Raw genomic sequence first — 12,891 nt, 5'->3', positions numbered from 1 at the left:
TCATTCGATAGGCCACAGCGGCGGCGACCAGTCAACGACGGCGGCAGAGGCGGCACCGGGCCACGGGTCAGGAGGGGGAGCGGGGGACGGAGATGGCGGTGAGGACCAGGCCCTTGCGGGCGAGCCAGCGGCCGGTGAAGCCCGTCAGCGGCCGGCCGTCGACCTGCGGGGGAGGGACGGTGAGCGCGGCGGTGAAGGTTCCGGCCTCCGGGTTCACGGTGATGCTCGCCTCCTCGAAGTCGAGCCAGCACCGGGTCAGAGGGAACCATGCCTTGTAGACCGATTCCTTCGCGCTGAACAGCAGCCGGTCCCAGTGCACGCCGGGTTCGGCGGTGCGCAGGTCGGCCAGCCAGACGCGCTCCTCGGGACGGGAGACGTGTTCGAGGACGCCGTCGGGGAGCGGGCCGTTCGGCTCGGCGTCGATGCCGATGGTCAGGAGGTCGCGGGACCGGCCGATCGCGGACGCCCGGTAGCCGTCGCAGTGGGTCATGCTGCCCACGAGCCCTTCGGGCCAGGTGGGGGCGCCGCGTTCGCCGGGAAGGAGGGGTGCGGCGGGGACGCCGAGCCGGGCGAAGGCCGCCCGCGCGCACGCCCGTACGGTGGTGAACTCCCTGCGGCGTTTGTCGACGGCGCGGACGAGTAGTGCCTCCTCTTCGGGGAACAGCGTCGTCGCGGGCGCGTCCTCGTACGCCTCCTCACCCACCGCCTCCGGCGGCAGCAACTCCTCGATCACGGCGTCGGGAGGATCTGCCGCAGGGCGGGTGGCGCCGGGCGTTTCTGCCATTCGCGGGGGTAACCCACCGAGACCTCCTCGAAGCGCACGCCGTCGTGATAGGTGGTCCGCGGGATGTGCAGGTGGCCGTAGACGGCCACGGCCGCCCGGAAGCGCAGGTGCCAGTCGGCGGTGTGCTCGGTGCCGCACCACTGGGCGAACACCGGGTAGCGCAGGATTCGGGTCGGTTCCCGGACGAGGGGATAGTGGTTCACCAGGACGGTCGGCAGCTCGGGGTCCAGCGCCGCCAGGCGCTGCTCGGTCGCCGCGAGCCGGGCCCGGCACCACGCCTCGCGGGTGGGGTACGGGTCCGGGTGCAGGAGGAACTCGTCGGTGCAGACGACGCCCTCTTTGTACGCCTGCGCGAGCGCGGCCTCCTGGGTGGTGACGCCGTCGGGGCGGAACGTGTAGTCGTACAGGAGGAAGAGCGGCGCGATGACGGCCGGGCCGCCGGGGCCCCGCCAGACCGGGTACGGGTCCTCCGGCGTGAGGACGCCCATGGCCTGGCACAGTTCGACGATCCGCGAGTACTTGGCCTCGCCGCGCAGCGCGGAGGCGTCGTCCCGGCGTGTCCACAGCTCATGGTTGCCGGGCGCCCATACGACCTTCGCGAAGCGTCGTCGCAGGGTGTCGAGCGCCCAGACGATGTCGTCGATCGACTCGCCGACGTCGCCGGCGATGAGCAGCCAGTCGTCATCGGAACCCGGGCGCAGTAACTCGACGAGCTTCCGGTTCTCCGTGTAGGAGACGTGAAGGTCGCTGAGGGCGAGGAGCATCGCGTCGTCTCCAGGCGTGCGGATCACATTCGTGATGCTACGGCGGATCTTGCCGGAGCGGACCCCTGCGATCGCTCATTTTCCGGGCGCCCCGCCGGAGACTGGACGGGAGGGGACCGGCCGCGGGTCGGAGCCGGAGGCGGTGACCCGCGGCCGGGAGGCGAGGATCAGCTGAAGTTGACGTCGCTGCAGAAGAAGAACGCCTGGTCCATGTGCGAGGCCTGCCAGATCGTGAAGACGACGTGACGGCCCGTACGGCCGGGAGCGCTGAGGTTGTCGACGACGTAGTCGCTGCCCGGCGCGTACTTGCCGGTCTTGCGGATCAGTTCCAGGTCGCTCCAGCGCAGCGGCTGGGTGAGGGCGTTGTACCCCTGGCGGGTGACGTAGACGAGGAGGTAGTCGGCGCCATGCCTGGCCTGGTCCATCAGGTGGACCGAGAAGGTGCTGTGGACGTCGGTCGTCTTCCACGCGCCGGGGACGTCCATGGAGCGGTACCGCCCGCTCTCGGTGAGGCCGCCGCTGCAGAGCTGCCCGTCCGGCAGGCCTGCCTGGAAGTTGCCGCCGAGGCCGTTGCGGTAGAGGCCGTTCCAGTTCCACATGGCGTTCGGGTTGTCCTGCCACGCCTGCCAGCACATCGGGTCCTGCTGCTGCATGGCGGGGTTCTGGAAGTCGCTTCCCCAGCGCTGCCAGCAGCCGTAGTTGCGGGAGGCGGGGTCGACGACCGAGCCGTGGGCGAAGGCGGCGTCGGCCCAGGGGATCAGGAAGAGCACGGCGGCCGACAGCAGGGTCAGGGCACGGAGCGCCCGGCGGGAGAGGTGACCTTGGTGGTGCATGCGCGTTTCTCCGTCTCGCGGGGACAGAACGGACGGTGGGAGCGCACCTTGCGATGATCTTAACCTGACAGGTCGATTTACCGAGCCTTACCAATGAAACTTTCACGGGGCCCGGCCGGAGGGCCCGGAGCTGGGTCAGGCCGCGATGGCGGGGGCGTGGTCACCGCCACCGCGGCCCGGTCCGTACGCGCGAGCGGCCGGCGCTCGCTCACGCGGGCTTGTCGAACGCGCCGTCGAACTTCGCGCAGATCTCCCGCGCCTCGGCGGGGTATCGTCCGATCAGCCGGTGCAGCTCGGCGAGCTCGGCGTCCCGGCGGATATGGCCGACCACGGGCATCTCGTCGAGGATCTGCCGGAACTCCGAGAGCTCCTGGTCATAGCTCATGCGCCCTCCTTCGTCGGGGGAGGGACCAAGGGCGCGGTGCTCGTGATCCACTCGCTCATGGGTCCGTCCGGAGGCGAGCGGCCCGGTTCCCGATGACACGGCTGATCTCGCGGGCCGCTAAGACCTTGTCGGCCGCCGGGCAGATGGGCTGGCCCCAGGAGTAGAAGAACCAGTACGCGTCGCCGTCGACGATGTGGTGCTCGCACCGGATCGTCTCCGACATGACAGGCGCGTGCCGGTTGGTCGCCCGGAGGTACGGCGTCGCGCCGTGGGGGTGATCGAGAGTGGTCTCGAAACCGGCCTGGTCGAGCGCGCCTCGCAGCTCTCGCAGGTGCCGGACGACTAACCCGGTGACGGTCTCCTCGCCCATGTACGTCTCCTCATCGCGCGGGATGAACGGCCGCCTGCCGTGACGTTAAGGCGCCCGGCCGACCGCGGGCGAGAAGTGTGCCCGAGTGTGGCACACACTCAGGGCGTTCCGGGTCGGCATGCGTCCGGCGCGGTGCCGCGGGGCCGCACACGCCGCCGGGAGCTCAGTCGAGGGCGTCGATCGCGGAGGTGATGAGCGCCCGCGCCGCCGTGCCGAAGACCGCCATCGCGGACAGCTCGGTGAACGCCTTGACGTACAGGTCCACCTCGCCCGGCGTCGTGACCGTCACCGCGGCCGACAGCAGCTCGACCGAGACCTGGACGGAGTCGAAGATGTTGAAGCCCTCCAAGGTCCACATCCGGCGGCCGCCGTGGTCGAAGGGGATGACACCGAGGGACACCGACGGCAGCGCCATGACGTCCAGGAGGTGGTGCAACTGCCCGGCCATCGTGTCGGGACCGCCGACCTGGTAGCGGAGCACGGACTCCTCGACGAGCACGGCGAACCGGTGCGCGCCGTCCCGTACGACGTGCGAGCGGGACATCCGGGCGGCCACCGCCTCCTCGACGTCGTTCGGGGTGCCGTGGAACGTCGTGATGGCCGACAGGAGCGCCCCGGCGTAGGCGGGCGTCTGGAACAGCCCGGGCACGACCTGGGAACAGTAGACGCGGAAGCTGCGGGTCCGCTCGTACAGCGGGACGCGTGACTCCTGGAGCCGGCGCAGGCCGGTGCGCTGCAGGCGCCGCCACTCGACGTAGGCGCCCTCGACGGTTCGCAGGGAGGCCACGAGGTCGGGTACCTGGTCCTCGGCCTGGCATACGGCGCACCAGCGGCGGATGTCGTCCGCGGAAGGCGGCCGGGAGGCGTGCTCGATCTTGGAGACCTTGGTGCGGTCCCACGCGGCGGCGGCGGCGAGCGCCTTGGCGGTCAGTCCGGCGTCGACCCTGATCTCCCGGAGCCGGTCGGCGAGGGCCTGGCGGGCCGCCTGGACGGACGAGGACGGCGATGTCGTGGCCGCGGCCCCCCGCGAGGGCCGGGGGCGCTCAGGCGGGGCGATAGTCATAGTGATCGACCCCGCGTTCCCAGGCCGCCTCGAAGGCGGAGGTGCATAGCTTCACCACGTCAGGATCCTCCCAGACGTCGTGGCCGACGAAGTCCCCGTCTCCGGCGAAGTAGCCGAATCGTACGATCCGGCCGTCGAACACCCAGAAGTCATTGCCCGGTAGGGCAATGTCCGAGGCCTGCCGGCGAGGCAGCCACCGCACCTGCTCGCCGGCCGCGACGTTCAGTCCTCCCGTTACGTCGTACTCGAAACGGATGAAGTCCGCCAGGGGTTCCGACACGATGCGGACGCGCCGCATCCGGACACCCCGGGCGACGGTGGTCCGGACGAGCGCGAACCATTCGGGATAGCGCTCCGGCCCGTCGATCCGGCGCCCCGCCCGCCAGTCGAGGTAGACGGGATCACCGGGCGTGTAGCCGTCCCGCATCTCCAGATGGACGGCCGACTCGTCACATTCGGCCAGCAGGTCATTGAACGATGGGACCTCCGGCGACATCGCACGCCTCCTTCAGGATCGGTGCCATCCGCGCCGGTAGCCGCAGCACCGTCTCGTGGTCGGGTATCGGGCCGGTCGCCAGGCATTCCCTCCGAGTATCGGGGTCCGCGGTCCATCCTTGGATGACGATCTCGCTGGTCTTCTCGTCCACCCACACGGTGGGGCAGTTATCCCCGTTGGTGCTCGGGTCGATTCCGACGAATCTAAGGGGCATCGTTGACCTCCTGGGTCGCTGAGTGTGTACGGATCGCGTAGGAGAGATTCACGCAGCGTGATATGAACGGTCAAACGGTTGCCAAGCAATCGAACGCGCATTCGCCCGCGGATTCTTATATCCCGCGGTGGACGTTTCTCCCGCGGGACTGTCCGGGAGGAGGAAACCGCTCCCGGGGAAGAAGAAGGGCTCCGTGGTTCGTATCGAACCACGGAGCCCACGGTCACGCCGGGCGGCGGGCCTCAGCTTCCGCGATGGTCGCCGTAGCCCCAGTCCTCGGGACGTTTGTCGTCGTTCTTCCGGTCGCCGTACGAGGTGCCGTACGGGCTGCTCGGGTAGGCCTGCGTCGTGTTGGCGTCCTCGGACGGCTGACCGGACCCTGGCGTGGCGGACCCGGGGTAGGCCGGGCCGCCGTAGGACGATCCGGACGTCGAGTAACCGCCCGTGCTCGAGTAACCACCGGTGGACGTGCCGCCGTAGGAACCGAGCGAGTCCGGCGACGAGCCGGTGTACCCGCCGCCGAGCGGGTCGTCCTGGCTCCCCGAGCCCGAGCCGTACGACGACGACGAGTCCCCGTAGGCCGGGGAGGACGGCGAGGAGCCGTAACCGCTGTCGTAGGAGGAGGTGTTGTAGCCGCCGGTCGGGGTGTAGCCGCCCGACAGCGGGTCGGACCCGTACGAGCCGCTCGTCGAGGAGCCGTAGGAGTCGCCGGACTCGCCGCTGCCGTAGGAGTCGGACGAGCCGTAGGAACCGGGCGACCAGCCTCCGCTGGTGGACGAGCCGCCGGACGACGGGCGGTACGAGCGCTCCCCGGTGTCCAGCGGGTCGGTGAGCGGGTCGAAACCGGTGGAACCGGAGCCCGGTGCGGCCGGGGCGGAACCCTCCGGCTCCGCGTCGCCGCCTCCGGCGCGCTGCCGCTGGATCTTGGCCAGCAGCTCGTCGACCGACGGCACGGCGGGGCCGTCATCGCTGCCGCTGATCGACGGGGAGCCGAGGGGCGACGGGGTGCTCAGAGGCGAGGAGGCTGGCGGTACGGGGGAGGGAGCCGGCGCGGAGGGGGATCCGGCGCCGTACGTCGGGCGTTCGCCTGTGTTCAGCGGGTCGTCGCCGTACGGGCGGTCGCCGCCGTAGGAGTGCTCGGAGGAGTAGGACGGCGACTCCGAGGTGTACGACGGCGACTCGGACGAGTACGACGGCGTGTCCGAGGAGTACGACGGCGTCTCCGAGGAGTACGACGGCGTGTCCGAGGAGTACGACGGCGTCTCCGAGAGGTAGGTCGGCGACTCGGAGGTGTAGGACGGCTCGCTCGGATAGCCGGACGTGCCGAAGCCGCCGATCTGGTCGGTCGAGCCGTACGCCGGGATCTCGTCGCCGGCCACGGTCTCGGCGACCCGGTCGGAGGACGGGAGGTCCAGCGCGGACGGCAGCGACGACGGGACGTCGAGCGGTCCGGGCGGCGTCGACGGCGTGTCGAGGGCCGGGACGGCCGGCTGTGGCCGGGTCGGCGGTGCCGGGGAGTCGATCGGGCCGCCGTGCGGGGACTGCCCCGCGAGGGGCATGCCCTGCGGCTGCGGGCCCGCGAGCGGCGTGGGCTCGGGGCGGGCCGCGTCCTGATGGGCCAGGGGGTCCTGCCCCCGTGCCTCGGACGGCTGCCCGGCGTCCTGCCGCCAGGGGAACTTCGGCTTGTCGAAGGTGATGGTCGACCAGTACTCGTCGTCGTCCATCTCGTCGCTGTTCCGGCTGCCCGGGGGTGCCGCGGGGACCGGGGCCGGCAACTGGGCCGGACCGGCGCCGGGACCGGCGATCGGCGCGGCGGGCAACTGGTGCTGCTGGGCGAGCGGGGCACCGGCGACGCGCATGTCGCCGCCGCCGTAGGCCTCCTCCACCGCCTCGTCGTCCTGGTCGTGGCGGCCACGGGATCTGCCGGCGCGGCGGCCCCGAGGCTGCTCCTCGTCGGACATCCAGTCGTCTTCGTCTCCGGCGCGGCTCGCCCTCATGCCGAGGGCGACGAGCACCCCGACGAGGATGACGACCGCGACCAAGCCGAGGACAACGATCAGACCCCACATAGCTACCACCCAACGCCATGGTCTAGCGGTCGACGCCGACGCGGGGACCTTTTCCCATGATCACCGGCACCGGGGCCCCCAAGGAGCTAGACCGATTGTCGCCGACCGCTATGACCCTTGTCATACGGTTCGCACAGATCTACATTCACACTACTTGCCTTACGGCCCGCTGGTGCCACGAACCCGTGCCGACCTTCCGCTGCACGGCGCTCACCTGCGGCGCGTTCGGCCGAGTCCCTCAGGACTTCACCACCGCTCCCTGGAAGATCGCGGTCATCCGGCCCCGGGCGATCGTACGGGAGGCGATCGCGGCGAGGGCGTCGCCGAGACTCGCGCCGTTGCGCAGGGGCACCCTGGACTTCAGCGCGTAGAGCGTGAAGCGGTACTTGTGCACCTCCCCCTTCGGCGGGCAGGGCGGGGCGTACCCGACCTTCTGGGCGGTGTTGACTGCCTGCTCGGCGTGCGGCGGGACGGTGTTCTCCAGAAGCTCGGCCGCCGTGGCGTCGATGTTGTACAGCACCCAGTGGACGTACGCGCCGCTGGGGGAGTCCGGGTCGTCGATGACGAGTGCGAGGGAGCCGACGCCGCTCTGCGCGACGGACCAGCGCAGCGGCGGCGTCCTGGACCGGCCGCCGTACTGCGGGCAGGCGAAGCGAACGGGCATCGGTGCGCCGTCGCGGAACGCCGGACTGGTCACCGTGATCGAGTCCGGCACGCTGCCGCGCACGAGTTTGTTCTGCCCGAAGAGACTGCAGCCCGTGAGGGACAGCAGCCCGACGACGGCCAGGCACACCGGCCGCCACAACGTGGTCATCATCGATACACAGCTCCCGGGGGACGATCGTACGCCGCGCCCGGCGGGTGTCCGCGTATTCGGCGCATCGGGGGCCCGCGGCTCCTCGATGCGCCGTCCGGACCGACACCGGGCTGCGGCTCACCCTAGAGCGGTCCGGAGGGCGATGCCGTCTCGACCGCCCCGCACCGGGCGGCGGCCGTTGTCGGAAGGAATGTCGCGCGTCGGCTTCGCCGGAAGACACGGCGGTCTTCATGGCGGAACCAGGCTGTTCGTTTGGTGTAACAGGAACTTTCGCGATTCTTAACGCGATCAATCGCTGGCATCCGCCGCTGGATGCGGTAGCTTGTGAATGTATTCACAAGTCTAGCGAGGAGCGCACCCCGTGGCCACGAGCCCGAACACGAGCCGGACCACTCCCCACATCCTCATCGTCGGCGGCGGTTACGTCGGCATGTACACCGCGCTGCGCCTCCAGCGGCGCCTGCGGTCGGGCGAGGCGACGATCACGATCGTCGACCCGCAGTCGTTCATGACCTACCAGCCGTTCCTCCCCGAGGTGGCCGCCGGCCACATCGAGGCGCGCCACGTCGTCGTCCCGCTGCGCCGGGTCCTGCCGAAGGCGCGCGTCCTCAACGGACGGGTCGTCTCCGTCGACCACGCCCACCACGTGGCGACGGTGCGCCCGGTGTCCGGCCCGGCGACCGAGATCTCATACGACTACCTGGTGATGGCGCCGGGATCGGTCTCCCGCACGCTCCCGATCCCCGGCCTGGCCGAGCACGGCATCGGGTTCAAGAACGTCGCCGAGGCCATCCACCTGCGCAACCACGTGCTCGCGCGGATCGACGCGGCGGCCTCCACCGACGACGAGGCGGTGCGCCGCCGCGCTCTGACCTTCGTCTTCGTCGGCGGCGGCTTCGCCGGCGTCGAGGCGCTGGCCGAGCTGGAGGACATGGCGCGCGGCGCGCTGAAGTACCACCCGGACCTCCGCCCGCAGGACATGCGCTGGGTGCTCGTCGAGGCCAGCGACCGGATCCTGCCGGAGGTCGGCGACCGGATGGGCCGCTACACGGTGGAGGAGCTGCGCCGCCGGGGCATCGACGTACGGCTGAACACGCGCCTCACGTCGGCGGTCGACCGCCGCGTCGTGCTGGACGACGGGACGGAGTTCGAGGCCGGCACGCTCGTGTGGACCGCCGGCGTCAAGCCGAACCCGCTCAACCGTTCCACCGACCTGCCCCTGGACCGCCAGGGCCGCATCGTGGCCACCGAGTACCTCACCGTGGAGGGCGCCGACGACGCCTTCGTGGCCGGCGACTGCGGAGCCGTCCCGGACCTGACCCGTCCCGGTGAGTTCTGCGCGCCCAACGCCCAGCACGCCGTGCGCCAGGCCAGGCGGCTCGCCGACAACATCGTGGCGACCCTTCGCGGCGGGGAGCGCACGGCCTACCGCCACTCCTACGCCGGGTCGGTCGCCAGTCTCGGCCTGTACCGGGGCGTGGCGCACGTCTACGGCGTGAAGCTGCGCGGGTTCGCCGCCTGGTTCATGCACCGGACGTACCACCTGTCGCGGGTGCCCACCCTCAACCGCAAAGTGCGCGTGGTGGCCGACTGGACGCTCGCGCTCTTCTTCCGCCGCGAGACGGTGTCCCTGAACGGGATCGAGCGGCCGCGCGCGGAGTTCGAGCTGGCCAGCGGGCAGGATCGCGCGGCCTGATCCGTGGCTCCCGGTCCTCTCCGGACCGATGGCGGGCCGGCCGGGAGGCCGGCCCGCCGTTTTTATGCGAGACTCATCGAGATATATCTCGCATAGGCCGGAAAAACTGGGGCGCTCACCCGGGCGGACAGGAGAGGATCGACCCGTGCGGATCTCGTTGCTCGGCCCTCTCGAGGTCACCGATGACACCGGACGCCCGGTCGAGGTGGGCGGCGCCCGCCTGCGCGCGCTCCTCATCCTGCTGGCCCTCGAGGCCCCCCGGGTCCTGACCGCCGACCGGCTCGTCGCCGGAGTGTGGGACGGCGACCCGCCGGCCGGAGCCCCGAACGCCCTGCAGTCGCTGGTCTCCCGGCTGCGCAGGACCCTGCCCACCGCGGTGATCGACTCCCGGCCCGCGGGATACCGCCTGGTCGTCGAGGACGACGTGGTCGACATCCGGCGCTTCGACCGGCTCGTCGCCGACGGACGGCGCCTGCTGCACGACGACCCGGCGCGCGCGGCGGACACCCTGGCCGCGGCCCTGAGCCTCTGGCGGGGTACGCCCCTCGCCGACGTCGCCGACACCGACTTCGCGCGGGGCCACGTCTCCCGGCTCACCGAGCAGCGTCTCGCCGCGATCGAGGACCACGCCGAGGTGCTGCTGACGCTCGGCCGTGCCGATCCCGCGGAGCTGGAGGCGCTGGTCGCCGCGCATCCCCTCCGGGAGCGCCTGCGCGGGCAGTACATGCGGGCCCTGTGCGCCGCCGGCCGTCAGGCCGACGCGCTCGCCACCTTCGAGGACGCCCGCCGCACCCTCGCCGAAGAGCTCGGCGTCGACCCGTCGCCAGAGCTGCGCACCGCCCATCTCGCCGTGCTCCGCGGCGAGCAGGCCCCCGCCCGGTCACGGGGCCGCCACAACCTGCCCTCCCGGCTGACGAGCTTCATCGGCCGCGAGGAGGAGATCGCCCGCGTCGGCAAGCTCCTCGAGGAGAACCGCCTCGTCACCCTCACCGGGCCCGGCGGAGCCGGCAAGACCCGGCTGGCCGTCGAGGCGGCCGCGGGCCTGACCGAGCGCATGCCCGGCGGCGTCTGGCTCGTCGAGCTCGCCGGAGTCGGCGACCCGGGAGAGGTCCCGCAGGCGCTGCTGAGCGCGCTCGGGCTCCGGGAGGCCGCCCTGACCGCCGGGGTGCGCGGGTCCGCGCCGACCAGCGTCGAACCGGTCGAGCGGCTCGTCGCCGCGCTGGCGGACGAGCGGCTGCTGATCCTGCTCGACAACTGCGAGCACCTGATCGACTCCTGCGCCCGCCTCGTGGACCGGGTGCTCGCCGACTGCCCCGGCGTGCGCGTTCTCGCGACCAGCCGGGAGGCGCTCGGCATCATCGGCGAGAGCCTGTGGCCGGTGCCGCCGCTCGCCTTCCCGCCCGAAGACCCGGCGGAGACGCACCGGCCTCCCACCGAATCCGGCCCTGCCGCCTCCTTGCCGGAGGTCCTGGGCTATCCCGCCGTCCGCCTCTTCGCCGAGCGCGGCACCGCGGTGCGGCCCGGCTTCGACCCCGCGGCCGACCTGCCGGCGGTACTGGCCATCTGCCGCCGGCTGGACGGCATGCCCCTCGCCATCGAACTCGCCGCCGCCCGCCTCCGTACGATGACCGCCGCGCAGCTCGCGGACCGCCTCGACGACCGTTTCCGCCTGCTGACGGGCGGCAGCCGTACGGCCCTGCCCCGCCACCAGACCCTGCGCGCCGTCGTCGACTGGAGCTGGGAACTGCTCGGCGAGCCCGAACGCGTACTGCTGCGGCGCCTGTCGGTCTTCGCGGGCGGCGCGACTCTGGAGAGCATCGAGGACGTCTGCGGGGGCGACGTGCTCGACCCGCTGACCGGGCTGGTCGAGAAGTCGCTCGTCGACACCGACGCGATCGGGCGGTACCGCGTCCTGGAGACGATCCGGGCGTACGGCGCCGAACGGCTGTCCGAGGCCGGCGAGGCCCAGCGAATCCGCCGCGCGCACGCGCACCACTTCCTCCGGCTGGCCGAGACGGCCGAGCCCAGGCTGCGCACCCGTGACCAGCTGCGGTGGCTGGACCGCCTCACCGCCGATTACGACAACCTCCACTCGGCGCTGCGCTGGGCGATCGAGGTACAGGACGCCGCGCTCGCCCTGCGCTACGTCGCGGCCCTGGGCTGGTTCTGGTTCCTGCGCGGAATGCGCGTCGAAGGACAGCAGCTCGCCCGGGACGCCCTGGCCGTGCCCGGCAGGGGACCGGCCGTCGCGTACGCGATGGCCACGATGTACTGGCTGGTCGGCAGGGTCGATGAGGACCCGATGGCACACGACGTGGACCTGTCGCGCAAGATCATCTCCGCGATGGACGCCTGCGCGGACATTCCGCCGGACGACCTGCACCCCATGCTCCACGTCGCCCCGCTGGGCCTGGCGATGTTCGATGGACGTACCGAGGACGCGCTCGCGGCGGTGGACGCCCTGCGGGAGGCACGTGACCCGTGGCTCCAGGCCGCCGCGGGGATGATGCGCGGGCACGCGCTGATCAACCTGGGCCGTGTCGCCCGCATCGGAGACGATTTCACCGCCGCGCTCGACCGGTTCCGTGCCCTCGGTGAGCGCTGGGGCATGTCGCTGACGCTGACCGGGCTCGCCGAGGTCACCATGTGGCAGGGCGATCCGGTCTCCGCCATGGGCCACATCGAGGAGGCCCTGCGCTACTCGCTGGAGCTGGGGAGCTTCGACGAGTCCAGCCACCTGCGCGTCCGCCTGGCCCAGGCCTTCGCGGCGCTCGGGGACGACGAGCGGGCCCGCGCGGAACTCGACGCCGCGCTCCGGGGCGCCGAGCGCCGGGGCTCGCCGATGGACGTGGCCATCGTCCGCTTCACGACCGCCGACGTGGCACGGCGCCGCGGTGACCTCGACGTCGCACGGGCCGCGCTCGAGAACATCCTCCCCGGGGAGCCGCTGGGCGGACCGCCGCAGTTCGCCTCGATGATCAACACTCAGCTCGGGATGCTCCACGCGATGGAGGGCGATCTCGGCGCGGCGCTGGCCCGGCATGTCCAGGCGCTCCGGCACGCGTCCGTGGCGCACGACGCCCCGGTGGTCGGGCAGGCACTCGTCGGCCTGGCCGACCACGCGCTCCGCAGCGGTGACCACGAGCGCGCGGCGATGCTCCTCGGCGCCTCCGTCGGCGTCCGCGGCGCCGAGGACCGGTCGCTCGAGGACCCGCCGCGGATCGAGCGCGCCGTACGGGAGGCGATCGGCGGCGAGCGGTACGCGCGGGCGTACGCGCGCGGTCACGCGATGCGGCTCGAGGACGTCGCGGACGCCCTGGGCATCGACCTGCTCACCGACCGGCCGGCCCGCCGCCGGGGAACAGCGGCCCCGCCCGCCTGACCGCACGCCTCATACGGG

12 protein-coding genes are annotated in these 12,891 nt (G+C 71.9%); 2 read left to right on the top strand and 10 right to left on the bottom strand.

What is annotated here, in order from left to right:
- Window positions 1–67: 67 nt before the first annotated feature.
- From NE235_RS08960 to NE235_RS08915, 10 genes are all read right to left on the bottom strand, one after another.
- Window positions 68–733 (bottom strand): 4'-phosphopantetheinyl transferase family protein, encoded by a 666-nt coding sequence (locus NE235_RS08960; RefSeq protein WP_252800608.1) that lies wholly within the window; start codon window positions 731–733, stop codon window positions 68–70.
- Complete coding sequence (locus tag NE235_RS08955) at window positions 730–1,548, bottom strand: metallophosphoesterase family protein (protein ID WP_252800900.1); 819 nt, start codon at window positions 1,546–1,548, stop codon at window positions 730–732. The genes NE235_RS08960 and NE235_RS08955 overlap by 4 nt, the downstream gene beginning before the upstream one ends.
- Before the next feature lie 167 nt (window positions 1,549–1,715).
- Window positions 1,716–2,381: a lytic polysaccharide monooxygenase auxiliary activity family 9 protein gene (locus tag NE235_RS08950; RefSeq protein ID WP_252800606.1), complete on the bottom strand. Its 666-nt coding sequence runs from the start codon at window positions 2,379–2,381 to the stop codon at window positions 1,716–1,718.
- 208 nt (window positions 2,382–2,589) lie between these two features.
- The gene (locus tag NE235_RS08945) at window positions 2,590–2,766 is read right to left on the bottom strand and encodes a hypothetical protein (protein WP_252800604.1); all 177 of its coding nucleotides are present in this window, start codon (window positions 2,764–2,766) and stop codon (window positions 2,590–2,592) included.
- Between the two features lie 55 nt (window positions 2,767–2,821).
- Complete coding sequence (locus NE235_RS08940) at window positions 2,822–3,136, bottom strand: hypothetical protein (RefSeq protein WP_252800597.1); 315 nt, start codon at window positions 3,134–3,136, stop codon at window positions 2,822–2,824.
- A gap of 163 nt (window positions 3,137–3,299) precedes the next feature.
- A complete protein-coding gene (locus NE235_RS08935) occupies window positions 3,300–4,199 on the bottom strand; it encodes a DUF5753 domain-containing protein (protein ID WP_252800595.1) in 900 nt (299 codons plus the stop codon).
- On the bottom strand, window positions 4,180–4,695 hold the full coding sequence (locus NE235_RS08930) for a DUF6879 family protein (protein WP_252800593.1): 516 nt from the start codon (window positions 4,693–4,695) through the stop codon (window positions 4,180–4,182). Before NE235_RS08930 ends, NE235_RS08935 begins: the two co-directional genes overlap by 20 nt.
- Entirely contained in the window at window positions 4,667–4,909 is a 243-nt protein-coding gene (locus NE235_RS08925; protein ID WP_252800590.1) for a hypothetical protein, read from the bottom strand. Before NE235_RS08925 ends, NE235_RS08930 begins: the two co-directional genes overlap by 29 nt.
- Before the next feature lie 242 nt (window positions 4,910–5,151).
- Entirely contained in the window at window positions 5,152–6,978 is a 1,827-nt protein-coding gene (locus tag NE235_RS08920; RefSeq protein WP_252800588.1) for a hypothetical protein, read from the bottom strand.
- 238 nt (window positions 6,979–7,216) lie between these two features.
- Complete coding sequence (locus tag NE235_RS08915; protein ID WP_252800586.1) at window positions 7,217–7,795, bottom strand: YbhB/YbcL family Raf kinase inhibitor-like protein; 579 nt, start codon at window positions 7,793–7,795, stop codon at window positions 7,217–7,219.
- Between the two features lie 361 nt (window positions 7,796–8,156).
- On the opposite strand from NE235_RS08915, the gene NE235_RS08910 reads away from it, so the two are divergent.
- Both NE235_RS08910 and NE235_RS08905 read left to right on the top strand, forming a co-directional pair.
- Complete coding sequence (locus NE235_RS08910) at window positions 8,157–9,491, top strand: NAD(P)/FAD-dependent oxidoreductase (protein WP_308206046.1); 1,335 nt, start codon at window positions 8,157–8,159, stop codon at window positions 9,489–9,491.
- Between the two features lie 145 nt (window positions 9,492–9,636).
- Window positions 9,637–12,873, top strand: coding sequence for a BTAD domain-containing putative transcriptional regulator (locus NE235_RS08905; RefSeq protein ID WP_252800584.1), 3,237 nt, complete (start codon window positions 9,637–9,639; stop codon window positions 12,871–12,873).
- Window positions 12,874–12,891 lie beyond the last annotated feature (18 nt).

The sequence above is a fragment of the Actinoallomurus spadix genome, assembly GCF_024055725.1.
GTDB classification, from domain to species: Bacteria; Actinomycetota; Actinomycetes; order Streptosporangiales; family Streptosporangiaceae; genus Actinoallomurus; species Actinoallomurus spadix.
The sequence above is the reverse complement of the archived record's forward strand: the minus strand, read 5'-3'. Positions and strand labels throughout refer to the sequence as shown.